This is a genomic window from Asaia sp. Ae19-3 (assembly GCF_059801175.1).
The window spans coordinates 1,951,787-1,977,981 of sequence record NZ_JBCHWF010000001.1 but is presented as its reverse complement, the minus strand read 5'-3'; the positions used below and the strand labels follow the sequence as shown (position 1 = coordinate 1,977,981).

The 26,195-nt window shown below is 59.2% G+C and carries 19 protein-coding genes and 1 tRNA gene; 11 read left to right on the top strand and 9 right to left on the bottom strand.

The genetic code is table 11. The features are described 5' to 3' along the window. Window positions 1-20: 20 nt before the first annotated feature. Window positions 21-3,530, bottom strand: coding sequence for a methionine synthase (gene metH / locus AAID99_RS08605; protein WP_498494290.1), 3,510 nt, complete (start codon window positions 3,528-3,530; stop codon window positions 21-23). Window positions 3,531-3,682: 152 nt separating this feature from the next. Between metH and AAID99_RS08600 the strand changes: the two genes are divergently transcribed. The 7 genes from AAID99_RS08600 to AAID99_RS08570 all read left to right on the top strand — a co-directional run bounded on the left by AAID99_RS08600 (window position 3,683) and on the right by AAID99_RS08570 (window position 15,079). Then, window positions 3,683-4,054, top strand: coding sequence for a hypothetical protein (locus AAID99_RS08600; protein WP_498493650.1), 372 nt, complete (start codon window positions 3,683-3,685; stop codon window positions 4,052-4,054). Window positions 4,055-4,326: 272 nt separating this feature from the next. Further along, window positions 4,327-6,498 (top strand): peptidase domain-containing ABC transporter, encoded by a 2,172-nt coding sequence (locus tag AAID99_RS08595; RefSeq protein ID WP_498494289.1) that lies wholly within the window; start codon window positions 4,327-4,329, stop codon window positions 6,496-6,498. A gap of 3 nt (window positions 6,499-6,501) precedes the next feature. Further along, a complete protein-coding gene (locus AAID99_RS08590; RefSeq protein WP_498493649.1) occupies window positions 6,502-7,956 on the top strand; it encodes an HlyD family type I secretion periplasmic adaptor subunit in 1,455 nt (484 codons plus the stop codon). Window positions 7,957-7,990: 34 nt separating this feature from the next. Further along, window positions 7,991-9,769 carry a tetratricopeptide repeat protein gene (locus tag AAID99_RS08585; protein ID WP_498493648.1) on the top strand — a complete coding sequence of 593 codons (1,779 nt, stop codon included), beginning with the start codon at window positions 7,991-7,993 and terminating at the stop codon, window positions 9,767-9,769. Continuing rightward, window positions 9,720-12,653 carry a glycosyltransferase gene (locus tag AAID99_RS08580; RefSeq protein WP_498493647.1) on the top strand — a complete coding sequence of 978 codons (2,934 nt, stop codon included), beginning with the start codon at window positions 9,720-9,722 and terminating at the stop codon, window positions 12,651-12,653. Before AAID99_RS08585 ends, AAID99_RS08580 begins: the two co-directional genes overlap by 50 nt. A 190-nt stretch (window positions 12,654-12,843) precedes the next feature. Further along, the gene (locus AAID99_RS08575; RefSeq protein WP_229719748.1) at window positions 12,844-13,698 is read left to right on the top strand and encodes a hypothetical protein; all 855 of its coding nucleotides are present in this window, start codon (window positions 12,844-12,846) and stop codon (window positions 13,696-13,698) included. Window positions 13,699-13,855: 157 nt separating this feature from the next. Further along, window positions 13,856-15,079 (top strand): glycosyltransferase, encoded by a 1,224-nt coding sequence (locus AAID99_RS08570; protein ID WP_498493646.1) that lies wholly within the window; start codon window positions 13,856-13,858, stop codon window positions 15,077-15,079. Between the two features lie 69 nt (window positions 15,080-15,148). On the opposite strand, the gene AAID99_RS08565 is transcribed toward AAID99_RS08570, so the two are convergent. The 3 genes from AAID99_RS08565 to AAID99_RS08555 form a co-directional block, all read right to left on the bottom strand. Further along, window positions 15,149-16,618, bottom strand: coding sequence for a carbohydrate porin (locus AAID99_RS08565; RefSeq protein WP_188426149.1), 1,470 nt, complete (start codon window positions 16,616-16,618; stop codon window positions 15,149-15,151). A 211-nt stretch (window positions 16,619-16,829) separates the two neighbouring features. Further along, the gene (gene ppa, locus AAID99_RS08560; RefSeq protein WP_127100618.1) at window positions 16,830-17,351 is read right to left on the bottom strand and encodes an inorganic diphosphatase; all 522 of its coding nucleotides are present in this window, start codon (window positions 17,349-17,351) and stop codon (window positions 16,830-16,832) included. A gap of 145 nt (window positions 17,352-17,496) precedes the next feature. After that, window positions 17,497-17,808, bottom strand: a complete 312-nt coding sequence (locus AAID99_RS08555; RefSeq protein ID WP_188426148.1) for an Rdx family protein — start codon at window positions 17,806-17,808, stop codon at window positions 17,497-17,499. 175 nt (window positions 17,809-17,983) lie between these two features. Here AAID99_RS08555 and AAID99_RS08550 point away from each other — a divergent pair. From AAID99_RS08550 to AAID99_RS08540, 3 genes are all read left to right on the top strand, one after another. Beyond that, window positions 17,984-18,057 (top strand) — tRNA-Ile (locus AAID99_RS08550). A gap of 79 nt (window positions 18,058-18,136) precedes the next feature. Next, window positions 18,137-19,816 (top strand): energy-dependent translational throttle protein EttA, encoded by a 1,680-nt coding sequence (gene ettA / locus AAID99_RS08545; protein WP_188426147.1) that lies wholly within the window; start codon window positions 18,137-18,139, stop codon window positions 19,814-19,816. Window positions 19,817-19,884: 68 nt separating this feature from the next. Next, complete coding sequence (locus tag AAID99_RS08540) at window positions 19,885-20,403, top strand: GNAT family N-acetyltransferase (RefSeq protein WP_188426146.1); 519 nt, start codon at window positions 19,885-19,887, stop codon at window positions 20,401-20,403. On the opposite strand, the gene AAID99_RS08535 is transcribed toward AAID99_RS08540, so the two are convergent. The 3 genes from AAID99_RS08535 to AAID99_RS08525 are packed head-to-tail and all read right to left on the bottom strand — an operon-like array spanning window position 20,400 to window position 22,665. Continuing rightward, the gene (locus AAID99_RS08535) at window positions 20,400-21,134 is read right to left on the bottom strand and encodes a metallophosphoesterase family protein (RefSeq protein ID WP_188426145.1); all 735 of its coding nucleotides are present in this window, start codon (window positions 21,132-21,134) and stop codon (window positions 20,400-20,402) included. The genes AAID99_RS08540 and AAID99_RS08535 overlap by 4 nt on opposite strands. 55 nt (window positions 21,135-21,189) lie before the next feature. Beyond that, window positions 21,190-21,807, bottom strand: coding sequence for an MlaC/ttg2D family ABC transporter substrate-binding protein (locus AAID99_RS08530; RefSeq protein WP_188426144.1), 618 nt, complete (start codon window positions 21,805-21,807; stop codon window positions 21,190-21,192). Between the two features lie 12 nt (window positions 21,808-21,819). Next, on the bottom strand, window positions 21,820-22,665 hold the full coding sequence (locus AAID99_RS08525; protein ID WP_188426143.1) for an MlaA family lipoprotein: 846 nt from the start codon (window positions 22,663-22,665) through the stop codon (window positions 21,820-21,822). A 360-nt stretch (window positions 22,666-23,025) separates the two neighbouring features. Between AAID99_RS08525 and AAID99_RS08520 the strand changes: the two genes are divergently transcribed. Beyond that, window positions 23,026-24,177 carry an aldose epimerase family protein gene (locus AAID99_RS08520; RefSeq protein WP_498493645.1) on the top strand — a complete coding sequence of 384 codons (1,152 nt, stop codon included), beginning with the start codon at window positions 23,026-23,028 and terminating at the stop codon, window positions 24,175-24,177. Between the two features lie 37 nt (window positions 24,178-24,214). Here AAID99_RS08520 and AAID99_RS08515 read toward each other — a convergent pair whose 3' ends face one another. After that, a complete protein-coding gene (locus AAID99_RS08515) occupies window positions 24,215-25,222 on the bottom strand; it encodes a sulfite exporter TauE/SafE family protein (RefSeq protein ID WP_188426141.1) in 1,008 nt (335 codons plus the stop codon). 119 nt (window positions 25,223-25,341) lie between these two features. Then, the gene (locus AAID99_RS08510) at window positions 25,342-26,169 is read right to left on the bottom strand and encodes a TerB family tellurite resistance protein (protein WP_188426140.1); all 828 of its coding nucleotides are present in this window, start codon (window positions 26,167-26,169) and stop codon (window positions 25,342-25,344) included. Window positions 26,170-26,195: the final 26 nt, after the last annotated feature.

The following is a 26,195-nucleotide window of genomic DNA, read 5'->3' as shown; positions in this document are numbered from 1 at the left end:
AACCCGGCATCACCATCCGGTCAGACCGTGAAATATTTTGCCCTCGGGTTGAGGATGACGAGCGCGGATGTCGATTGCTCCGGGTGCAGCTGATAGCCGTCCGAGAGGGAGACGCCGATACGCTCGGCCCCCAGCAGCTTCAGGATCGGTTCCTGGTCTTCCAGACGCGGGCAGGCCGGATAGCCGAAGGAGTAGCGCGAGCCTCGATAGGATTGTGCGAGCATCTTTTCCATGTCGCGGTCGTCTTCGGCAGCAAAGCCAAGCTCGGCGCGAATGCGCTTATGCGTATATTCCGCCATGGCTTCGGCCATCTCGACCGAGAGACCGTGCAGATAGAGGTAATCCTGATAGCGATTGGCCTCAAACCAGTCACGGGCGAGGTCTGAGGCCTTCTGCCCTACTGTGACGACCTGCAACCCGATCACGTCGCGCTCCTGCTCGCCGATATCACGCACGAAATCGGCGATGCACTCGCCATCCTCGCGAGGCTGGCGCGGCAGGGTGAAGCGTGCGGCTTCGGTCGCGCCATCCTCTTCAAACAGGACGAGATCATTGCCATCACCTGCGGCTTTCCAGTAGCCGTAAATGGCCTGAGGCTTGAGGATCTGCTCGTCGGCACACAAAGCGAGCATCCGCTTCAGAACCGGGCGCAGCTCCTGCTTGGCATAGGTCATGAACTTGTCGAGCGAGCGGCCCTGTTTTCTGAAGCCCCACTGGAACTGGTAGAGCGAGCGTTCATTCAGAAAGGGCAGAACCGCAGCCGGGGCTGATTCCACGACGCGAGCGCCCCAGAAAGGCGGGGTCGATACGGGGACCGATCCTGCAACACGGGCGCGACGGGCGCGGGCCTGCTCCGGGTCGATGGGGGTAAAGCCGCGTGTCTCCGCAATTTCAGGGGCGCGTTCGGTCTTTCTCTGGCTCTTGCCTGCGCGCCTTGTCTGGATGGCGGTCAGATAGTCGTCGAACTGGTTGTTCACGACCTTGTCCATCAGAGAGAGACCGTCGAAGGCATCGCGGGCATAGGCCACACGACCGGGGGCGTCGCTGCCATAAGAGCGGGCGCATTCCTCTTCGACATAGTTACGTGTCAGGGCGGCGCCACCGAGAAACACGGGAACATCGATGCCCTGACGGGCCATTTCCTCGAGGTTCTCGCGCATGATCACGGTCGATTTGACCAGCAGTCCCGACATGCCGATGGCATGGGCGTTATGTTCTTTCGTGGCTGCAATCATGTCAGCCAGAGGCACCTTGATACCCAGATTGATGACGCGATAGCCGTTATTGGTCAGGATGATATCGACAAGGTTCTTGCCGATATCATGCACGTCGCCCTTGACCGTGGCGAGCACCATGGTGCCACGCGCCTGACCTTCGACGCGCTCCATATAGGGTTCGAGCCAGGCTACGGCGGTCTTCATGGTCTCAGCTGATTGCAGAACGAAGGGAAGCTGCATCTTGCCGGCGCCAAACAATTCGCCAACCACCTTCATGCCATCCAGCAGCACGGTATTGATGATGTCGAGCGGTGGCATTTCTTCCATTGCGGCTGCCAGATCGTCTTCGATGCCTTTTCGGTCACCATCGACAATGCGGTCTTTCAAACGTTCAGCCGGGGTCTCGGCACGACGCTTCTGCACGGCATCGGCTGCCTTGCGACCGGCAAAAAGCTCAAGCAGCTTCTGCAGCGGATCGTAATTCTCGGTGCGGCGATCAAAGATCAGATCTTCCGCGACCTTTACTTCCTCGGCGGCGATCAGGTGCAGCGGGCGGATCTTGCTGACATGCACGATGGCGCCCGTCATGCCCGCTTTCACGGCGTGATCCAGGAAAACCGAGTTCAGCACGGCACGCGCAGCCGGATTGAGGCCGAAGGAGATATTCGACAGGCCGAGAATGATCTGGATATCGGGGAAGCGCCCGCGGATCATCCGGATGCCTTCCAGCGTCCACACACCCAGCTTGCGATCGTCTTCCACACCCGTGGCGATGGTAAAGGTCAGCGGATCAATCATCAGATCGGATTGTGGCAGACCGTGCTTTGTGCAGGCGAAATCGACCAGGCGCTCGGCAATGCGCAGCTTGTCTTCCGGCGTCTTGGCCATGCCGACTTCATCGATCGTGAGCGCAATGACGGCAGCGCCGAATTTGCGCGCCAGGATCATGCGGTCTTCTGCATGTCCCTCGCCATCTTCGAAATTGATCGAGTTGATGATGGGTTTGCCGCCATGCAGCTTGAGAGCTGCCTCGATGACCGGCGTTTCGGTTGAATCGATCACCAGCGGCGCATTTACGGATGAGGTGAAGCGCGTGACGACCTCGTTCATCTCGGCGATTTCGTTGCGACCGACAAAGGCGGTGCAGAGATCGAGCGCGTTCGACCCTTCAGCAGCCTGCTCGCGGCCTACAGCCACGCAGCCATCCCAGTCACCCGCTTCCTGCAATTCACGCCATTTCTTCGAACCATTGGCGTTGCAACGCTCACCAATCGAGAAATAGGAGTTTTCCTGACGCAGCGGCGTCTGGCAGTAGAGGCTCGCCACGGACGGCACCCAGTGGTGCAGACGTTTGACCGGGGCAGGGCGATGGCTGGTGCTGCCGCCCCGACGGCGCAGCATATCATCCAGAGCCTGGATATGAGGGGTCGAGGTGCCACAGCAGCCGCCAACGAGGTTCAGCCCGTCTTCCGTAATGAAGCGATCAACCCAGCTTGCCATCTCACCTGGCGAAAGCGGGTAATGCGTGGTGCCATTGACCAGTTCGGGAAGGCCTGCATTGGGCTGGATCGAAATCAGGCCCGGCCAGTTTTCCGACAGCCATTTGACATGCTCCGCCATTTCCTGCGGGCCGGTGGCGCAGTTCATGCCGATCAGGGGGACGTCGAGGGCATGAATGGTGGTAGCGGCTGCGGCGATATCCGGGCCGACCAGCAATGTACCGGTCGTCTCGACCGTTACCTGAACAAAGATCGGCGCATCCGAGCCGAGTTCGCGGCGTGCAGCCTTGGCCGCATTGACGGCAGCCTTGATCTGCAACGTGTCCTGACAGGTCTCGATCAGGAAGGCATCGACCCCACCATCGATCAGCCCGCGGCATTGTTCGATGATGCCCGCTTCGAGCGTGTCATAGTCGATATTGGCAAGGCTGGGCAGCTTGGTGCCTGGCCCGATGGAGCCCACCACATAGCGCTGGCGCCCGTCGCAGAAGGTCTCGGCGGCTTCGCGTGCCAGCTCTGCCGAACGCCGGTTGATCTCGCGCGCCCTGTCCTGCAGACCGAATTCGGCAAGGGTCACGATCGAGCCACCAAAGGTGTTCGTCTCGACCATGTCGGCGCCGACTTCGAAATATCCGCGATGGATTTCGCGGATCAGTTCCGGGCGTGACAGGGTGAGAATCTCGGTGCAGTTCTCCTGCCCCCAGTAATCGCGCTCCACTTCCAGATCGAGCATCTGGATGCGCGAGCCCATGCCCCCGTCACAAAGCAGGACATGGTCGCGCAGGGCATCGAGCAGATGGGGGCGTGTCATGATGGCTATTGGTCTCGTCGTCAGGATCAGGCACGATCGGGGTTCTGGGGCAGGAAAAGCCACAGCAGCCTGCTTTTTTCAGAGGCGTCCGATTATGTCCAGAGTAGCAGTCGATTGCTATACTCTGCATTGCGCTGCGTCAGGAAGGAAAAGCCATGTCGGGAACGGGGCGTATACCCCTGTTGATTCAGGAAGCCGGAGAGGCGGTCAGCGCGACCTCGTCTCAGGATCCAAGGCGTGGCGCCCTTTTGCGCCTTGTGCCTGTCGGTGGCTTCGCTGGAGAGTGGCTTGTCAGTCGTGATGTCGCGCCAGCACGGGCTTCCTGGATGGGGCATACGCCCTCCTGCGCCTGCTGTGCCGGGCAGAACCCGGTTCTGTCGGCGCTGAACCAGTTGTTTCTTGATCGTGTGCGGGGGAAGTGCCCGTTATTCTCGTTCGTCGTGATTTTATGTGCGGATAACCTTCAGGGGCAGATCAGACAAATGCTTGAAAGTGATGTTTTGGCCAAGGCACGTTACATATTTTAGATATTACGTATTTTTAGCGAGCCTCGTCAGGAATTTACACAATATCAGTTAAGGAATATGAAGAGATTTGTTGCGAAGTTCGGCAATTTCGATGACTTGAGATGAGAAACGGAGATTCCTGCTCGACAGGGGGAGGGGTTTTCGCGCTATTCGGGCGGCCTGAAGTCTGAGCGGCTAAGTGGAACACAAGAGGAAGCTTCGTGAAGCATCGTGATGGCCTCGCTGCGAACAGCGAAACCCAGAACCCCGTTTATATCCGCCTGCGGGCCGCGATGGCGGCTGCAAAGTTTCACGGGCTGGATCTCGATATCCGGGATTTTGCAGCCGAGCCTGGTGAAGATTCGCCTTCGCCGGCTGCTCTGGCGCGATGGCTGAATGATAACGGTGCCGTTGCCAAGGGAATGCGCATCAAATGGCGCTTCCTCGTGCGTATGCAGAATACGCCGCCGATTGTTCTTATGTTCCGCGATGGTTCCGCCGCTCTGATGGTGCGCGCTGATCCCGAGAAAAACATCGTGTGGCTGCGCGATCCGCTCGGCGATGAGGGAAGCATCCCGGTAGCTGTCGACGAACTGCGTCTGTCACAGGTCTGGACAGGCGATATCCTTCTGGTGAAGCGTCGTCGCGATCTTTCAGAGGCCGATGCGCCGTTCGACATGATGTGGTTCGTCAAGGTCGTGATGCGCGAAAAGCAGTCGCTGCGCGATATTCTGTTCGCGTCGATGGTGCTGTCGATTCTCCAGATCTTTCCGGCCCTGATCGTGATGCAGGTGATCGACCGCGTGGTGAATTACCACTCGATGTCGACGCTCGTCTCCATTACGGCCATCGTCGTGGTCCTGAGTTTCTATGAAACACTTCTGAATTATGGGCGACGTGAACTCACGCTGGTCATGACCACACGTGTCGATACACGCATTTCGCTGCACGCCTTCAATCGACTTCTTGCGCTGCCGCTCGAATTCTATGAGCGCGAGCAGACGGGGCGTATTCTTGGTCGCTACATGGCCATCTACAAGGTTCGTGACTTCCTGACCGGCAAGCTGATGTCGACATTTCTCGACATGTTCACGCTCGTGGTCATTCTGCCGCTGCTCTTCTTCATGAGCGCCACGCTGGCCTGGATGACCGTTGCCTGCGCCGGTCTTATCGGCCTGATCATCGTGATCTTTCTTCCGCCCATGACGCGGGTCTACAACAAGCTCGTCTTTGCAGAGATGGAACGCAGTTCCATTCTTTACGAAACGGTCGCAGGTATTCGTACCGTCAAGACGATGGCTCTTGAGCCTACGCGTCGTGAAAAATGGGACGAGACAACGGCTGACGTCATTCGATGGAAGCTGGCAGCAGGGCGTATGCAGAACTGGCCCAGCACATTGGTGATGCCACTCGATCTGTTCATCAATCGCGGTATCATTCTCGTCGGCGCCTATCTCATTCTCTCTGGATCGAGCACGATCCAGCCGGGTGCACTAATGGCGTTCATGATGCTGGGCGGTCGTGTGGCGCAGCCCCTCGTCGGCCTCGCCAAGATCCTTGAAGATGTCAACGAGGTCCTGACGTCGCTTGGCGAAGCCGGACTTGTGCTGAACCAGCCGACCGAAACCAAGGCCCTCACCTCGGGTCTGCGCCCTCCTGTCAAGGGGGCGCTTTCTTTCTCGCAGGTCGATTTCAGCTATCCGGGATCGACCATCAAGGCGCTCAACGACGTTAATTTCGAAATTCCTGCAGGCACGATGCTGGGGCTGGTCGGGCGCTCAGGGTCGGGCAAGTCGACCGTCACGCGTCTGCTGCAGGGCGTCAGTCGTAACTACACTGGCTATCTGCGTCTTGACGGTGTCGAGTTGCGTGAAATCAATCTGAGCCATTTGCGTCGTTCGTTCGGCGTCGTGCTTCAGGACAACTTCCTGTTCCGTGGCTCGGTGCGTGACAACATCACTGCCGGGCGCCCCGGCTATACAATGGATGATGTCATTCGGGCTGCCCGTCTTGCTGGTGCGGAAGAATTCATTGATCGCATGCCTGCGGGTTACGACACGCCGATTGAAGAGGGTTCGACCAATATTTCCGGTGGCCAGAGGCAGCGTCTTGCCATTGCGCGTGCTGTGATCAGCGATCCGAAGCTCATGATTCTCGACGAGGCGACGTCCGCCCTCGATCCGGAAAGTGAAGCGCTGGTCAACGCCAATCTGCAGCGTATCGGCAAGGGCCGCACGATGGTGATCGTCTCTCACCGCCTGTCATCGCTGGTTGATTGCCATCAGATCTGCGTCATGGACAAGGGCAAGGTTGTCGATGTGGCCCCTCATGAGGTGCTGCTCGAGCGCTGTGAGATCTATCGCATGCTCTGGATACAGCAGAACCGCCATGAACATAGCAATCACGGCGGCAAGTCCAACCGGAACGACCAGAATGACGATCCCATGCTGATGGATGAGGAATAAGCCGTGAGCAACAAGGATATTGTTCCCGAAAACGGGAAGGATGAAAGCCGTGAGGTGCAGGCTCATGTGCCACGTCAGGCCGATGATCCGTTTGCCCAGCAGGGCATGCCGCTTGCGTTGCTTGAATTCCATTCTCCCAGTGCGGCGATGGTCAACATGCCGCCAACGGCGACGGCACGCTATATCATCTGGATTGTCGGCGCTTTGTTCATGTCCGGGCTTGTTGCGGCGGCGGTGTTCCCGCTGAACAAGGTTGTCAGCACGCCGGGCAGACTGGTCGCGGTGGACCGCGATCTGGTTATTCAGCCGCTTGAGATGTCGATCATCCGCTCTATCGACGTTGAGCTTGGTCAGTATGTGAAGAAGGGGCAGGTTCTGGCCCATCTCGATCCGACCCTTTCCAAGGCCGATATCGTCAATCTGAAGGCGCAGCGCGATTCCTATCAGGCAACGTTGGCACGTCTTCGTGCCGAAGCAGATGGCAAGCCCTATACGCCGGATCTGAACGACAGCTACTCGGTTCGTGAAGCAGCGTCATATGAGCGGCGACATGCAGAGTACACGGCCAAGATCGATCAGTTCGATCAGGAAGTGGCAGCTCTTCAAAGTCAGATGACGGGCGCGTTGGCCAGTGCTGCGATGCATCAGAGTCGTGGTCGCGTAGCGAATGAAGTGCTTCAGATGCGTCGTCGCCTGCAGGCGGATCAGGTTGGCAGCAAACTCTCGACGCTTGCTGCGCAAAGCGAATTGATGGATGCCGAACGGGCCCAGATTGAGGCACAACAGACGGCGTCGTCGACCAAAGCCAAACTCGCTGCGACTCAGGCGGAACGCGATGCGTATGTCCAGAACTGGAAGGGGCAGGTTTACACGCAATTGACCGAAGTGCAGCATCACCTCGATGAATCGGTTGGGGAATATGAGAAGGCGGCTCTGCGCAACAAGCTGGTCGTGCTTACGGCGCCTGATGACGGTGTCATTCTCAATATTGCCAAGCTGTCGGTTGGTTCGATTATCTCGCCTGCCCAGATGTTGATGTCGATCGTGCCGACCGGCGCAGCACTCGAGATGGAGTCAGTGTTGCGGGGCAATGACGCAGGCTTCGTCAAGCTTGGTGATCATGCGCTGCTGAAATTCTCAACCTTCCCCTACACCCAGTATGGCGGTGCCGAAGGCACTGTCCGCCTTATCAGCGCCGATAGTTTCAGTCCGGCAGACATGAAAAGCGCGGCGTCGGGTGAAGTGCCTATGGGGGATGACGATCCGTCCCAGAGCGGCTTTTATCGCGTCAGGCTGCGCATCGATCGCTATACACTGCATGGTGTGCCGACCTTCTTCCATCCTACGCCGGGCATGCCGGTTACGGCAGATATTCAGGTCGGCAAGCGCACCGTGCTCCAGTATCTCTTCAGCAAGGTGATCCCCGCCGCTACCAACGGGATGCGCGAACCCAGCTAGGCAAGGGCGGCATATCCGCGAGAAGGAGAGTGGTTTGGCTCTGAAGGAAAAGCTGGCCTCGGTTATATCGCGTGATGCTCGTCTCAGGCAGGCAATCGCGCAGCTCGAGTCCGGAGATGATGCGGTCAAGGGCTTCAAGGCCCTCGGCCAGCTTGCCCAGCAGGGCAATGTCGAAGCGCAGTACCGAACCGGGAAGGCCTATCTCGAAGGCTGGGGTACGCCACCGAGTCTCGAAGATGGCACGAGATGGGTGCGCAAGGCGGCGGAGGCCGGGCATGTCCAGGCGCGCCTGACGCTTGCCACGCTTTATCTCGTAGGCTTTCCTGAAGGCTTCGATGAAAACCGCGCCACCATCATGCGTGATGGAAAGGAGCGCAAGCGCGTTCCCGATTTGGAGCAGGCTGCCCATTGGAGCCGTCTCGCCGCCAATGAGGGGCAGCCAGACGCACAGGCCCTTCTCGGTTATGTGCTGACGAATGGCCCTGAATCATCGCGCGATCTCGTTGAGGCGCGGGAATGGTATGAGAAATCCGCGTCTGCCGGGTCGGCCCAGGGGCATCTCGGCCTCGGCATGGCCCTGCATTCTGACCCGAAATCACCTGAAGATCTCGCGCGTGGCACGGCCGAACTGCTGCTGGCGTCTGACGCTGGTCTGGCGACAGCGTTCTATTTTCTGGCCTGGATCAACGAACAGGGTATCGGTCAGGCGCAGGATCTCGCTGCGGCAGCCCGCTATTTCGAGAAAGCTGCCGAGCGCGGCATCGTTCAGGCGCAGACACGTTTTGCGCTTTATCTGCTGCAGGGAAAGGGGCTGTCCCGTCGGCCGGATCGCGCCGAAACCTGGCTGCGTCGCGCTGCTTTGGGGGGCGATGCAGAGGCGGCGGCCCTGCTCGGCGATCTGCATATCCGGGGCGAAGAAATGGCCCCGAATTATCTTGAGGCAGCCACCTGGTATCAGGTCGCTGCCGAGCTGGGGCACGGCGCTGCGGCGCGAGGTCTGGGGCTGCTCTATCTGACCGGCACCGGGGTGCATCGCGACCCGGACGAGGCCGCCAGATGGTTCCGTGTTTCAGCAGAGTGCGGCGATCGTGTGGCTGACGCCGATCTTGGCAATCTGGCCCTGACGGGCATCGGGTCGGAAGAAGGCCGGGTCGCCATGCAGAAGCGCTTCCTGCAGGCCGCAGAAAACGGCGATCTGGTCGGCGCCTTCAATGTTGGCGTCTGCTATGCCGAAGGTGTCGGTACAGAGCGCGACGATGCGCAGGCCGCCTACTGGATGCAGCGCGCGGCAGATGGCGTCGTCAATGCCCAGTACTGGCTGGGCCGTATGTATCTCGAGGGCCGTGGCGTGCGAGAGGATTCCGGGGCTGCCGTGCAATGGCTTGAAAAAGCGGCACAGGCCCGAATGACCGAGGCGATGATCCTGCTTGCGCAGCTTCTTGTCTCGGGGCGCGTTACAAAAGGTAGGGATCATGCGCGAGCACTTGCCCTTTATGTCGACGCGGCCCAGCTTGGAAGTGTCGAGGCCATGTTCTCGGCCGGTGCGATGCTTGGAGGAGGACATGACGTGCCAGTTGATCGGCGTGAGGCACAACGTTTCTTCCGTCTCGCGGCAGAGCGGGGTCATGCTCTGGGGCAGCTCATGCTGGGGCGGTATCTCAAGAGAGGTCTGGCAGGCGAGGTCAATCCGGTCGAAGCCCGTATCTGGCTTGAGCGCGCGCAGGCCCAGGGCGTGAATGAAGCCTCGCCCGAGCTGGCAAAGCTTGAACGACGGTTGGGCACACGCCCGGGAGGGCAGGCACCTGCCCACTAGGCGGCCCCCTCCTGTTCGATCGGGTTTCGGTCATGTCATAACGGACAAGGACCGGGCAGACTGGCAGCGCTGGCATGATGCGCGTGCGCAGGAAGCCTATCGTCGCGGGACCGATGCCGCTCAGGCAGGCGACCAGAACACAGGGCTCTATTGGCTGGGCCGTGCGGCTCGCATGGCCCGTCACGATCCTAACGTCATTTTCGCTTTCGGCATGGCCTTGCTGTCGGCCGGTCGCTGGGCGGCCGCCCATGACGCGATGCTTTGGATCACCGAACGCTTTATTATGCGCAAGGCGCTGGTTGGGCAGGCCATTGCCCTGTCCCATCTTGGCCGGATGGCGGAAGCGGTTTCAGTCTTTGAGAGAATGCTCTCGAATTACGCGCCTGCGCCCGAAGCCTTCCCATGGGTCCAGCGTTTCCTGCCCTATTCGGGTCGTCCGGGGTGGTGTGCGACCAGCAATGACGGCATCGTCATGGGCCAGTGCCCCAATCCGGTAATGATATGGCTTGATGGGGAATGCGTCGCGCAGGATGTGGCCCTGCCGTTTACCCTGCCCGAAAGCTGGATGCATGCCAGCCAATTAACCGTGTCGTCGCAAGGGCAAGTTCTCTACGGTGCTCCGATCGCGCTGGGTGCAATCCGTACGTTGCAGGGTTTTGCAACCGTTGCTCACCATCGTTTGGAAGGCTGGATCTGGTATCCTGCCGATCCTGATTTCACGCCTCAAGTCGTGATTGATACCGGCACAGAGCGTATCGATCTGACGGCGTCTGAGCTTGAGCAGGGGGCCAAGCTGGAGAAGCCGCTCGCCAGACCGCGTCATTTCGACATTCCCTTGGCGAGTCTTCCTTTACGCGAGATCCGTATCCTCGATCGCTACGGTCAGCCTCTGACCGGCAGTCCGATTGGGCCTGCGGTCATATCGCTGCTGGACAGGAAGGAGGAGCCGACCACACGTCCTGTTCGAAACACCCAACGAAAGAAGCCCCGTGTTGCGGCGCGTCCCACGGGCTGTCTCGTCATCATTCCAGCTTATCGCGATGTGGTTCTGACACGCGCCTGCATTGACGCGGTGCTGGCGCAGCAGGGTGACGATATCGAGTGTCTGGTCGTGGATGATGCGTCTCCCGAGCCCGAACTCTCGCTCTGCCTCGATGAGTTTGCCGCACGCGGCGCAATCACGCTGATCCGTCATGGACAGAATCGCGGGTTCACGGTAAGCGCCAATGCCGGTCTTGCCCATGCGGCGGGGCGTGACGTGATCCTGCTGAATAGCGACGCGCTTTTGCCCGTTGGCGGAATCAGCCGATTGCGTGCCTGGCTTGATCGCGACGCGGCAATAGGCACAGTCACCCCTTTTTCCAATGACGCGACCATTCTCTCCTATCCGTCGGTGACGAAAGCCAACCCAACACCAGATCCGAAAACCGGGCAGGGCTTTGACCAGATTTTTGCCTCGCTGCCGCAGACTGGATTGATCGATCTGCCGACTGGTCATGGTTTCTGCATGGCGATCAGGGGGGATTGTCTGGCCCAGACCGGTCTTCTGAACGTCGAGATTTTCGCACAGGGCTATGGGGAGGAGAATGATTTCTGCTGCCGTGCGGCCGAACTCGGCTGGCGTAACATCGCGGCGACAGACCTCTTTGTGCGTCATGTCGGTTCGGTGTCGTTCGGGCGGACGCGCACCCTGCTGCTCGACCGCAATCTGCGTATGCTCAACAAGCTGCATCCCGGGTATGACGGGCTCGTCAGGCAGTTCGTCGATGCCGACCCTCTGGCGCCGGTCAGGCGTAATGTCGGGCTGGTACGTATGCTTGCCCGACGCCGGTCCATGAAGCAGTGCCTCATGATGGTCTCACATGATTCCGGTGGCGGGGTTGAGCGTGTGGTGCAGCAGCGGCGCGACGAAGCAGAGAAAGAGGGCACGCAAGTGCTGATCCTGCGACCGCATCTGAAAGGATGCCGGATCGAGGATTGCGGTGGCGATGTCACCAATCTCGTTTTCAGCCTTCCCTATGAATGGTCCGATCTCGTGACGGTCCTTCGTCGCATGCAGATTGGCCGTATCGAGTGGCATCATCTTCTTGGTCATGCTCCCGGCATGAAGACGCTGGCGTCGGCGCTCGATCTGCAATGGGACATCGTGCTGCACGATTATGTCTGGTTCTGTCCGCGAATCTGCCTCGTCGGCCCGAACCATCATTATTGCGGAGAGCCCTCTCTCGCCGGATGCGAGAGCTGCGTGGCTCAGCAGGGCACACTGATTGACTCCGATCTGTCTGTGTCGGAGCTTGTCGGGCGCTCCAATGACATGCTGCGCGCTGCACGTGCGGTCTTTGCCAGTTCGCATGATTTGCAAAGACGTATGCGGCGTCATTTCCCCGGGCTGGATGTCACGCTCGAACCGCTCGAAACAGGACATTACCCCCCGCTCAAGCCTGCACGGCCCCGTGACGGCCATCGCCGTCGCATCTGTGTGCCTGGGGCCATAGGGCGGGAGAAAGGCTTCGAGATCGTGTTGCAGCTGGCCCAGGACGCGGCGAATCGCAATCTGCCGCTGGATTATGTCGTGGCCGGTTATACAATCGACGACGACCGCCTGATGGCGACAGGCCATGTGATGATTACGGGCGAGTATCGTGAAGACGAGGCGACGCGTCTGATCGAATCTTTTGAATGCGACCTTGGTCTTATTCCGTCAGTCTGGCCGGAGACCTGGTGCTTTGCTCTTTCCAATTTGTGGAATGCCGGATTGAGGGCCGTAAGTTTCGATCTGGGGGCGCAATCGGAGCGTATTCAGAAGTCGGGCAGGGGGGCGGTGGTGCCACTCGGAATGCCTGTGCCATTATTGAGTAATTTCTTGCTACACTTATCACATTAAAGGATGCGACTTTAATAATTGCATATTAGCTGATATAGCTCGTGAGATTTCTTAACGAAATGTGGTCAGGTTCGGTGTGCCTGTATCTTTTGTCCAAGCTCAAATAAGTGGTGAGTAAGTATAGATGTCTAACTCGACGAATTCTCCGGGGCAGGATCAGGTAGTTCAGCTCAAGGTCCATGGATCTCTGATGACATTCGATGCGGGGCTGTATTGTGTTTTCCTGCCGCCTGAAAGTGCCGCGCACTGTGTCAATGGCTATCCGGCGGTTACGGTCACCCAGGCGCCCAACATGCCGGCAGGTGTCGTGTCCATCACCACGATCGACGATGACGGGGTGATCAGCGCAAGCCATGGTGCAGGAGCGGGTGCCGCTCTGGTGCGCGTGTCACGTGGTCCGGCGCAGATTCTTGTTACAACCTATCAGGCGCCCGACAGCACAATGCCTGCGCCGGGCATTCAGGTTGCCCGTCTTTCGGGTGAGCCGGTCGCAACACCGGGTGCAGCTTCCGCATCGCAAGCGGCTGTTGCGGCTCAGCCCGGTGCCGTGGCGCAGGCCCCTCATCCTGACTTCAAGCCTGAAGTCGCAGCCCATGTTCAGCGTCGCGGCGATGTTCTTGCCTCGATTGGCGAATGGATGGGTGAGCCTGGCAGTCAGAACTGGATCGAGGGTTTTGGCATTGCACCGCAGAGCCAGATCGCGCCGGAAGATATCGAATACCAGGCAGTGCTTGGCAAAGGCTGGTTGTCTCCCTGGGCTGAAGCGGGTCAGTATTGCGGCTCGCGCGGCATGGCGCTGCCGATCCTCGGTTTGTGTGTTCGCCTGAAGAATGGCGCTGAAGACAAGTTCGACATCGTTCTGAGCGCGACCTTCACTGATGGCACGCGGCTTGGCCCTGTGTCCGGCGGAGAAACTCTGGAAGCTGAGTCACTGGCACCGCTTGAGGCTTTCCATCTGGAAATCCTTCCTCGTGACGCTGGCGCGAACGCCGCTGCCTCGGGCAAGGGCGCCAAGAAGGCCTCGCCTCGTCGCAAGGCTTCGTAAGCCTGATATCAAGAGGCTCTCTGCCAGTCAGCGATGGCATGAGAGCCCTTATCTGCCTGGTCATGGGCGTGTCTGGCAGAGGGCTTGAACCTGCTGCCAGAATTACGGCAGGAAGAGGACCGCTCTTTCATGTCGAGCAATTGAAAGTCTGTCGGTCGTGCGTTTCCTGTTCGTGCATCAGAATTTCCCCGGCCAGTTTCTCCATCTGGTCCGGCATCTGCATGCGCAGGGCGAGCACGAGATCGTCTTTATTTCCGAGGCCAATGAGGGAGCGCTTCCCGGTGTGAGGCGTGTGTTGTATCGGCAGGACCGGGCCGTTTTACAACATACCCATCCCTCCTTGCGCGAACTGGAAATGGGACTGATCCGGGCCGAAGCGGTGGCGCGTGCTGCCCAGACGCTCAAGGGGCTTGGCTACACACCCGATATCATCATCGGCCATCATGGCTGGGGCGAATTGCTGAATATTGTCGATGTTTTTCCGGCAACGCCCATTCTCGGTTATTTCGAGTTCTTCTACCACACGGACCGGAATGACGTCGATTTCGACCCGGAATTCCCACCCCGGCCAGACCTCTTTCCGAATGTGCGTGTCAAGAACGCCATCAATCTTCTGGCGCTGAACCTCAATCAGTATGGCCAGACCCCGACCCTTTTCCAGAAAAGCACCTATCCGGACTGGGCGCAAAACCGCATCAGTCTTCTGCGCGAGGGAGTAAATCTGGATCTCTGTGCGCCTGAGCCGGCGATTTTCGAGCGTGATGTCGCGATTGGTCCGCATGTCATTCGTCCGCAGGACAAGCTGATCACCTTCGTGGCGCGCAATCTAGAACCTTATCGTGGCTTTCACAGCTTCATGCGCGCCCTGCCGCGTATTCTTGCTGAGCGTCCCGATGCCCGGGTCGTGCTGATTGGTGGAGATGGCACGAGCTATGGCGCCCCGCCGCCGGTCGAAGCGGGTAGTTGGCGCAACGTGTTCCTAAATGAAGTGGCCTCACGGCTCGATCTCGATCGGGTGCATTTCATGGGCAAGGTCGATTACGACATTTTCCGCACCGCGCTCAAACGGTCCGATGCGCATGTCTATCTTACATACCCGTTTGTTGCCTCCTGGTCCCTGCGAGAAGCCATGGCCACAGGCTGTGCGATTGTAGGCAGCCAGACGGCCTCGGTTGAGGAATTTGTTATCGACAGGCGCAACGGGCTTCTGGCGCCGTTCCTGGAGCCGGATCGTATTGCTGATTCCATTCTAGAGATTCTCGAAGACCGCAATCTCGCCGCCACACTCAGGCAGGGCGCGCGGCATTTTGCCGAGGCTGAATTGTCGCTTGATGGCTATCTCGCAAACTACGACGCCCTGATAGGTTCCATCGTCAACTGACGGAAGCCTTCAGGGCGTGCAGGTAAAACCTGTGTTGCTGCCCCGGCAGGCCGGGGCAGGGGGGATGGATCAGAAGATTTCGATGTGCGACTTGAAGCCAAGCGTCGCTGCATCCTTCAGACCCTGCTGGGCACCCGGGCGGATGAAGTACTGGAAGTCAGGAGCGAAGGTGATGCCGCGCCAGACGCGGATCTGATACATCGCTTCGATCACCATACCGTTGGTCTGCGGGAAGAAAGAGCCGTTGAGCAGGGTCTGATAGCCCAGGCTCTGCTGGATTTCCTGCGCGGTCTTCACCTTCTTCGAAACCTGGATGTAGCTGAAGTTCACACCCCAGGCGTCCAGTGGGCGGGATTTCCAGAAACCGCGATCCAGCACACCGATCGAGTACTGACGTTCACGCGTCTGGGTGACGGGTGAGTTGTTGTAGAACACACCAAGCAGGGTGATACCGGCGTCAGGGCCATTGCCCTTGTGGCGCATGATCATCTGGTCGGCCAGGGCGTAGGCAGACCACGAGTTGTTATGCACCTTGCGGGCCTGACCGGTCACAGCCCAGTAATTGTCGTTGATATCGTACAGCACGTCAGGATGGGGCGCCGTATCGACAATGCCACCGATCTTGTAGTGACCGGGCAGCTTGTCCTTGCCAAAGATGGGTTCCCATCCGGCCTCGACCGGTGCTGCTTCACCATTGATATCCGCGCCGTTCCACTTGAAGCCGGTGCGCATCTGTTTGACGCCGTAGATACCCATGGTGTTGAAATACACGCCTGCCTGAATATAGGTGTATTGCGACGGACGCACACGTACACGGGCAGCCCAGTTCGAATCCGGATAGGATGAATGGCTGGTATTATCGGACGATGCTTTCGGGTTGCCGCAGAAAGCATTGTTCATGAAGTTGCAGTAGAGCGGGTTCGACGAGAAATCCGTCAGCAGCGGAATACGACCGGCTGCGATGTCGAGATGACCGTTGAACAGGGTTTCTTCACCATAGATATAGACAAGGTGGACAACCACGTTACCGCCGCCGCCATAGATTTCCTGGCTGGGGTTCAGGTTGTCACCAAACATGCGGCTGGCAGGAATGCCGTAACGGCCGACGAACACGGCGTGGGTCGAAAAGCCGCGAATGCCAGCGAGCTTTTCCCAGTCAATATCGTTTTCAAAGCCGTACTGACCTGCATTGCTGCTGCCCTGACGCAGGCCCAGACCCTTGGTCGGGCTCGTGATTGCGCCCGCAAATTCATTGGTCGTATCCAGCAGGATCGCCACGCCATGCTCACGCAGCCAGGTGTTCCAGCCCCATGGATCATCGAAGATCGCTTCGGGGTGCGGCAGCGGAGGAACTGACGAGTTCTGCAGGTTATATGTGCCGATCGGGCTCGAAACGCGCACGGCGGGAGCAAGGCCCGTACCGTTCGGGGCGCCACCAGCCAGAGGCGACTGTGCCTGGGCTGCGGGGATGGCAGAGAACGTGGCAAGAGCTGTGGTGACTACACCCAGCGCCTTGATGGAGATACGGGGAAGAGACATGAGGGCAATCCGCCAGTCGGATGGAAAACGCAAAGTTCCGTTACAGGATGGGAGGAGGGGGTTATTCCTGATCCCAACATGACCTTTTTATTACATATGATTTAGAATTGGCAACGGGCCGAGGCCCTGTTTTCCACTCACAGCCCTGTGAATAGAAAAACCGGAAAGACACTGTGTCTTTCCGGTCACTGTTTATTACAGCGTGTCGGCTTTACTTGGCGGCTTCAAGAGCAGCGATGATAGCCTTCTTTGCCTCTTCAGGACCTTCCCAGCCAGAGACTTTCACCCACTTGTTCGGCTCGAGATCCTTGTAACGTTCAAAGAAATGGCCGATTGCCTTCAGCGTGATTTCGGGCAGATCGTTGATCGTCTTCACGTCGGTGTACTGCGTGTGGATCTTGTCGTGAGGCACACAGATGATCTTCTCATCCTGTCCGCTCTCATCTTCCATCTTCAGCATGCCGATCGGGCGCGCACGGATGACAGCACCCGGAACGATCGGGCCAGGGGCCAGAACGAGGGCATCGGCCGGATCACCATCAGCAGCCAGTGTATTGGGGATGAACCCGTAAGCTGCCGGGTAATTCATCGGTGTGAACAGAAAACGATCCACAAATACCGCGCCGCTTTCCTTGTCGACTTCGTATTTGACAGAAGAGCCCTGCGGAATTTCGATCACGACATTGATGTCATCGGGAACAGACTTGCCGGGGGAGATCTTGGTGACGTCCATCACTTCATTTCCTGGTGGGGTTGAAATTATGGCGCGATCTTAGCCGTTCATTTCTGTCCTGCCCAGATGCCGTAACGTTATGTACCGGTCATGTTGTGATAATTGTCACGGTGCGCCGTTCGCATATTACTTCCGTGATGCTATTCTAGCGATCGACATGACCCAGATCGCGTTCCGGGGCGATGACATCACGCAGGCGCTGCTTGATATCCTTCGGCCCCGGAAAGCCGCCATCGCGCTTGCGCTCCCAGATCAGGACATCACCGACCGAAATGCTGAAATGCCCCCCGGTATCTGGCACAAGCGCCACCTCGCCAAGATCGGTGCCAAAGCTGGACAGGAGTTCCTGCGCGATCCAGGCAGAGCGCAGCATCCAGTTGCATTGCGTGCAATAGCGTATGGCAACGCGCGGTCTGAGGGTTTCCGTCGGAACGGGGCGGGGAGTTTCGGTGGTCATCCATTTTGCTCCTTCAGCCATGGCAGGCGGGCTGACAGCCGTAGCGGCACCTGCCGGGGGGCAGCCATGTCAGCACGAAGACGTCCTGTCACTGCTAAATTGGGGCGAACACGGATTTCTTTGCCCCGTCATCTTGCAAAAAGCCCCGAATTGCGCGATTTCCAGCCTATCCTATGCGCCTGTAGCTCAATTGGTTAGAGCAGGCCGCTCATAACGGCTTGGTTGCGGGTTCGAGTCCTGCCGGGCGCAGGGGTCTCGCTCCATCATGGAGCGCATTCGAGCCGCGTTCTCGTCTTTTCCGACCGACCATTTCATCAGGAGATCCGTCATGGCCGCCTATCAGTATGTCTATGTCATGAAGGACCTGACGAAGGCCTATCCCGGGGGGCGTGAAGTCTTCAAGGGCATCACCCTGTCCTTCCTCCCCGGCGTCAAGATCGGTGTGCTCGGCGTCAACGGCGCCGGTAAGTCGACCCTGCTCAAGATCATGGCCGGCATCGAGAAGGAATACGGTGGTGAGGCCTGGGGCGCAGAAGGCGCGCGCATCGGCTATCTGGAGCAGGAGCCCAAGCTCGACGAGTCCCTGACCGTCGGTGAGAACGTGGCGCTCGGCTTTGGCGATCTGAAGCACGCTGTCGATCGTTTCAACGAGATCTCGATGGCTTTCGCCGAGCCGATGACCGATGACGAGATGACCGCTCTTCTGGCCGAACAGGCCGAATTGCAGGAAAAGATCGACGCCGGCGATGGCTGGGAGCTGGATCGCAAGCTCGAGATCGCTCTTGAAGCCCTGCGTTGCCCGTCTGCCGACAGCCCTGTCACCATGCTTTCCGGTGGTGAGCGTCGTCGCGTGGCGCTATGCCGCCTGCTGCTCGAAAAGCCCGACCTGCTGCTGCTTGACGAACCGACCAACCATCTCGATGCCGAGAGTGTGGCCTGGCTCGAAAAGACCCTGCGCGATTATCAGGGCACCGTCATGGTCATCACCCATGACCGCTACTTCCTCGACAACGTCACGAACTGGATCCTCGAAATCGAGCGTGGCCGCGGCTATCCGTTCGAAGGCAATTACTCCTCCTGGCTGACCCAGAAGCGCAAGCGCCTCGCCCAGGAAGAGAAGGAAGAAAGCTCGCGCCAGCGCGCTCTTGCCGCCGAGCAGGAATGGATCAGCGCCTCACCCAAGGCCCGTCAGGCCAAGAGCAAGGCCCGTATCACCAAATACGAGGAAATGCTGGCCGCCAGTCAGGAGCGTGCCGGTGGCACGGCTGATATCGTCATCACCCCTGGCCCCCGTCTGGGCGGCACGGTGATCGAGGCCGAAAACCTCTCCAAGGGTTTTGGCGATCGTCTGCTCATCGACGGCCTAAACTTCAAGCTGCCGCCGGGTGGCATCGTGGGTGTGATCGGGCCGAACGGTGCGGGTAAGTCCACGCTGTTCAAGATGATCACCGGTCAGGACGCTCCCGATGGCGGCTCCCTCAAGATCGGTGACACGGTCAAGCTGGGCTATGTCGACCAGTCACGCGACTCGCTCGATGACAGCAAGACGGTCTGGGAAGAGATCTCGGGCGGCACGGATGTCATCCAGCTGGGCAAGCGCACGGTGCCGTCGCGCGCCTATGTCGGTGCCTTCAACTTCAAGGGCTCTGATCAGCAGAAGCGCGTGGGTGTGCTCTCGGGTGGTGAGCGTAACCGTGTGCATCTTGCCAAGATGCTCAAGAAGGACAGCAATGTCATTCTGCTCGACGAACCGACAAACGATCTTGATGTCGACACGCTGCGTGCGCTCGAAGACGCTCTGGCTGAATTCGCAGGCTGCGCTGTGGTCATCTCGCATGATCGCTGGTTCCTCGATCGTCTGGCCACGCATATCCTCGCCTTTGAAGGCGATAGCCATGTCGAGTGGTTCGAGGGTAACTTCCAGGATTATGAAGAAGACAAGCGTCGCCGCCTTGGCCCGGATTCGACCGAGCCGAGCCGCATCAAGTACCGCCCCATCGCACGCTAAGGGATGAGGATGTCGGAGTGGCGTTTCTCTGACATCTCTTCTCCTGATGTCATGTCTGGAGCCGGGTCGTGACGCTTGGTCGTCAGATCCGCACCCAGCGTCTCGTCCTGCAGCCGGTCAACTGGCGCGACATGCAGGACATGATCCGCCTCAAGACCAATGGCGCCTCTTTCGGCCGTATGCTGGGCGGGGTGCGCTCCCTTCAGCAGGTCGAGGATGAAATGGCCGATGACCTCGCTTTCTGGGCAAAGCGGGGGATAGGTATTTTTACTATTCGTGAAAATGACCGCTTTGTTGGGATCACGGGGCTCCATGAGCGCCCCGATGGTCGCGGACTCGGTCTGCGCTTCGCGCTCGTGCCCGAGGCTGCAGGGCGCGGTATTGCCCGTGAGGCGGCTGGAGCCGCACTGCGCTTTGCACTCGATGCCGGAATCGAGCGCGTGGTGGGGGTGACCCGTGAGGACAACATGCCCTCTCGTATCGTTCTGGGCAGTATCGGTATGCATCATGTCGAGAGCTTCGAGCGCGACGGCTATCTGATGCTTGTCTATGAAATCACGCAGGACAGGCGCGTCGCCCCGTCCTAGAGGCGCCCCGTACGCAGTGCCCTGGCCCAGTCTGACCGGCCATTTCTTTCTGCAATCTGAGCTGCCTGCTCCCAGTCATAGGCGACTGTATGGAAGCTGGCAGCCCAGCTGCCATCTACGCCGTTGAGCCGCGCGTAACGTGCATGCGGAGAGGCATTACTGATCTGATGAGGGAATGGTTCGTTATCCTCATAGGCAGGTAGGCCAACGCTGCCGGGATTGAGTGCCAGTCTCCCTCCTCCGAATGCCACCGTGCGCTGGATATGGGTATGACCGCACAGGATGAGGCGGGCGTCCGTGCCCTCGGCGCGGGTAACGATTTCTGCCTGCGTGGCGGGACGCAGGCCTTCAGCCGAGACAGTTTCAAGGAAATAGGCGGTGTCGCTGGTGGGGGGGCCATGAACGAGAAGGATATCGTTCTCCAGCCGAAGCGTTGCCGGGAGCCTTGTCATCCAGTCGAAATGATGAGGGGCGAGGGCCCGACAGGTAAAGCGGTCGGACTCCCCCATCTCATGAAATGATTGCGAGAGAAGCTGCCGCTCGTGATTGCCGGCAATGGCAGTCGGGGCGAGGGAGATCAGCCTTTCGGCTGTTTCGAAGGGCAGAAGCGGACCGGAGAAATGATCGCCCAGAATGACCAGCTGGTCGACGCCGTGCCGGGCGCAATCTGCCAGGACGGCATCAAGTGCCGTGAGATTGCCGTGTATGTCCGCAAGGACGGCTATTTTCATTAAGCAGGTCTTTTCGTCGGGAGCGTCACAACTCCCGACGAAAAAGGATGTGTCGTCAGTGACGATGCGAGAGCTGACGCTCCAGCGCGCTGATGAGTGTCGCGACATTGCCGCCATTGCGGGCAAGGTAGGAGCTGTAATCCTGACGCTGGGTCAGACGTAGGCTTGTGCCTTCACCAATCATGTCGACAATCTTCATCCCGCCGTCCTTGGCGATCAGAAGACCCATATCCGCCGTGGGCTGGCCGGGGCGCATGATCTGTGCGCTGACAAGCTCGCCATTGGGCGTGTTGGTGGCGCCGGTCACGCGAAAGCTGACGCCCTTGTAGTCGCCAATCTTGTCGGTCACCGCATTGACCAGAACCTGATGGAACAGCTTCAGATATTCAGCCTGCTGCTCAGGCGTTGCCGAACGCCAGTAGCGACCAAGGCAGAATTTGCCGATCGTGGCGATGTCGACATTGTCCTGAAGCAGCGGCAGCACTTCCTGACGCTTTTCGCTGAGGGATTTGTCGCTGTTGATGATGCCAACCAGCTTGCCACCGAAAGCAGTGACAAAGCCCTGGGCATCTTCAGCATGAGCAGCTGTGCTCAGCGCAGCAACGGAGACAAGAGCTGTGGTCATCAGCCCAAGGGCTGTACGGCGGGAAAAGGAAAGGCAGGTTTTGAGCATGTCGGGAGGTCCTTAATTGTACCAGTCCGGCACGGTCGCCCGGTGGTCATTACGTATGGCGTCAACCTGGCTTTGACGGTTCTGCTGCCAGGCGCTTCGGATGAACGCGTAGGGATCGAGCGAATCCTGCTCGACCTGGTCGATCTCGTCAATATGAGAGGAGAAGCCGCCCAGAACGCCCGCGATATTATAGGCCCAGTTGAAGGTCAGCAGGCCATAGCCGCGCGGCACATAGTTGATGGGGGAAAGCCCCTGTGCAATCGCATAACCGCCTGCATCGCGCAGGGTGTTCGGACCAAGGCCGGGCAGGAACATGTAAGGCCCGCTCGGCACGCCCCAGGTGGCCAGCGTCAGGCCTGGGTCGCTGTCATGATGCGGATAGCCGAGTGACGTTGCCACATCGATGAACCCGGCAGCGCCAAGGGTCATGTTGATGATGTAGCGCATGAAATCGTCACCGGCGCGGCGGGGCTTGCCTGCGCCGACATCGCTGAAGAAGACCGTAGGCATGTACCAGGTCTGGTTCAGGTTATCGATCGAGTTGCGGATCGGCTTGGGAATGGCCCAGGCCCAGGCCTTGCCGACCGGACGCAGCGCATGATGATAGGCCCACATCTGGACATTATACATCTTGCGATTGACCGGTTCGTACGGATCGTTGGCTTCCTTGTAGTCCGCGAGCGCCTCGGGGTCCTTCGGCGGCGGGTTGCGCCAGCTTGCACAGGCGCTCAGGGAAAGCAGAGCGGTCAGACCGACAAGAAGACGGCCGCCCTTGCGCTGTCCACGCCGTTGCGTCCGGCTCTCGACGGCAGATCCGGTTTCAGGCCGGTTATCGGAATCACCTAGCGGTGCGGTCATCGCAGTCCCCAAGTCGTGTCAGCGCGCCTGGCGGCGCCAGAAGTCGCGCACAAGCCCACGATCGTTTTGTTGCAGGCTGCAGAACAGCCCCGGTCTCACTCACTCAAAAGCGTAACCAGAGACGCAGCGTGACGTCTTCCCCCTCGCTGGGGGAGTGGCCGACGCTGTCTCCCGGGAGACGCAGCATTGTCGTTTTCTAACATGATGTCCGCCAGACGCCAGACTGTAGATAAAAACTCACGCTGCCAGCATAGCGTTTGAGCGGGGCCAGGGTTGGGGAAGATGGATTTTATGTAGTTTGACACAGATCATTTCCCTGACCAGTGTGGCGTCAAATCAACAGATGGAAGCACCTTGTCCATGAGAGCAATTGTTAAGAGCGCCGTTTGTCTGGCGGCGCTTGCCGGTATGGCTGATGGTGCGGCGCAGGCAGCGCCCGCTGTAACGGTCCAGCCCTGGGGCAAGACCCCTGCCGGGCAGGACGTGAAAATCGTCACCCTGACCAATGACCATGCCATGACCGTGCGGGTCATCACCTATGGCGGCATCATCCAGTCCGTCGAGGCACCCGATCGTGCCGGTCATGTTCAGGATCTGGTTCTGGGCTTTGGTACGCTTGATGGCTACACAAAGGACTCGGCTGAAGGCGGGCTGTTTTTCGGCGCCATGATCGGCCGTTATGCCAATCGTCTCGCCCATGGCACCTTCACCATTGATGGCAAGAGCTACCATACCGATCTGACCGATCCGCCGAATGCCCTGCATGGCGGCAAGATCGGCTTTGACAAGCATGTCTGGACGCTGGTTGGAACCAGGAAGACGGAAAAAGGGGTTTCGGTCACACTGCGTCTGGTCAGCCCGAATGGCGATCAGGGGTTCCCGGGCAAGCTGACGACCGATATCACCTATACGCTTGACGAGAACAACGCGCTGAGCCTGCATTATCAGGCGACGACAGATGCGCCGACTGTGCTCAACCTGACCAATCACAGCTACTGGAACCTCAATGGCGAGGGTTCGGGCACCATCGAGAACGAGATCCTGCAGGTGAACGCCGAGCGTTACACGCCGACAGATCCGACCTCGATCCCGACGGGTGAGCTGGCTCTTGTCGAAGGCACGCCGCTCGATTTCCGCAAGCCGACGCGTATTGGTGACCGTCTGCGCAGCGATTTCGCCCAGATGGTCTATGCGCGTGGTTACGACCATAACTGGGTCGTCGATGGCTCCTATGGCAAGGCCGCGCGTTCGGCTGTGACGGTCTACGACCCTGCCTCAGGCCGCACGCTAGAGGTTTCGACAAACCAGCCCGGTGTTCAGGTTTACACCTCGAACTCCCTGACGGGAAAATATGCGGGCATCTCGCATCGTACCTACCGTCAGACGGATGCGCTGGCCATCGAGGCCGAGCACTATCCTGACAGCCCGAACCATCCGTCCTTCCCGACGACGGAACTGCGTCCGGGTCAGAAGTTCGACTATACGACCATCTTCAAGCTCGGTACGCGCTGAGCTGGTTTCTGCCCACCCGCTCAGGGTGGGCAGGCCACTAGGCCTCCCGGTGTTTGTGCCGGTGGCCATGCTCGGGCCCGAAGGCCCGATGCGTGACAAACACGCTGCGATCGGCTGCGAGATGCAGTACGGTCAGATGCTCGCTTCTCACCCCGGTATCAGGGTCGATCGAGGCAGCGACGCGATGCTTTACTTCAATCTCGAGCGGATGTTCGATCTCCAGCGCCAGACGATGGCTGCGCCAAGTCATGGCAAGCTCCGTCTCACCATGAAACTGCCCATAATGCAGCGACATGGCGTCTCTCTGTACGATCTGTCTGGACGCTGAGACGAGCATGAACACTCCGGCAAGGGCGGCAGCGGCATGGCCGATGCGGCAGAACTGGGCGTGGGTGAGGAGGGGAAGGACCAGTCTGGTGACCTTGAGCGCAGCAACTGCCGACGCGCCGACGCAAAGCCCGGCGATGAGAACCGAGCGGTTGAAGAGGCCAAACTGTGCGTAGAGTATCAGTTTGAGGGCGTGAAGCAGCACCTCATTGGCCGCACGTGTTGCAATGATGGCTTCCTTCTGCAGGCCGAGTTTCTGATAGAACCGGTTGAACAAGAGTCCCGTCGCGCCGGTAAAGCCTGAAATGAAACCAGCGGCAAAACCGATAGCCGGAAGGCGCTTCCAGGCGCCCTCATCAAGCGCAATCGGGGCGGCGGGACGGAGCAGAAGCACCACATTGCCGCTCAGAAACAGGCCCAGAAGCAATTCAAGATAGACCGGGGGCATGAGCCGCAGGCAGAACACGCCAAGCGCCGCGCCGGGCAGAGCCGCGGGAAGGAAAAAGAGCACGACGCGCCTGTCTATGGCGCGCCGGAAGGTCGCAATCCTGCCGACAGTGCTGCACATCGTGCCGATGGAAAGCGCAGCCGGTATTTGAGGCGCTGCCAGTATCAGGCCCAGAACCGGCATGATGACCAGACCCGCGCCACCGCCCGCGACCGAGGAAATGGTGAAAGCAGCGCAGGACAGGCAGAACAGCAGCAGAAAAACCAGCATGACCGGTGCATCCCGTATCGACCGCCCGGCTTCGGGCAGGAAAGGAGGAGGGCTGGCCAGCAGTCTACATGAGAACAATTCTCATATAGATATCAAATCATGTCAGTTTGTCGCAGCTCTCAGAGCTTGCGGTCGCGCTTGATACGGTCCCAGGCGGCGTTGATTCGGGCCACGCGGTCAGCGGCCTTGGCCATCGCTTCGGGGCTGAGATTTTTCTGTCCCAGCACGTCCGGATGATGCTCCCTGATCAGCACGCGCCAGCGTGTCCGAACTTCCTGATCGCTTGCAGAGCGTGCCAGACCAAGCTCGATATAGGCGTCGTTTTCATTGCTCGCCGAGCCGGAGCGCCCCGTCTCTGCACGGTCCCATGCGCCGGGGGGCAGGCCGAAGGCAGCGTGCACCTTCCTCAGGAAAGCGGTTTCCGCAGGGTGGAGTGCCGCACCGGGGGGCAGGTCAGCCCGTGCGATGACGAACAGGGCCATGAGCAGGTTTTCGAGCGGTGCGCGATCCTTGGCAAAGCCTTTGCCCAGTTCACGCGCATACATCTCGAAATCATCTGTGCGGTCGCGTGCCCGATCGAAGAGCATACCCACTTCGCGGCTGTTATCGGCAGGAAACTGGAAGAGCGATTTGAAGGTCGAGATTTCGGCCTTGTTCACCGGGCCGTCGATCTTGGCCATCTTGGCGCAAAGGGCGACCAAACCGATGGCATAAAGCTGATCTGTCTTGCCAAGCAGGGTCGACATCTTGGCGGCCGCCATGAAGGCCGCACCGTTGGGGTCGGGCTGCCCCTTGGTGCGCCAGTGTTCGTGCCAGCCCCCTGCGGGTGTTTCAAGCAGCGACCCGCGATCGGCCGCATGACCGAGTGCTGCCCCCATGAGAGCGCCCATCGGTCCGCCTACAGCGAAACCGGCCACGCCGCCGAACATCTTGCCCCAGAATGCCATGGCCTATCGGTAGCATGACGCGCGGC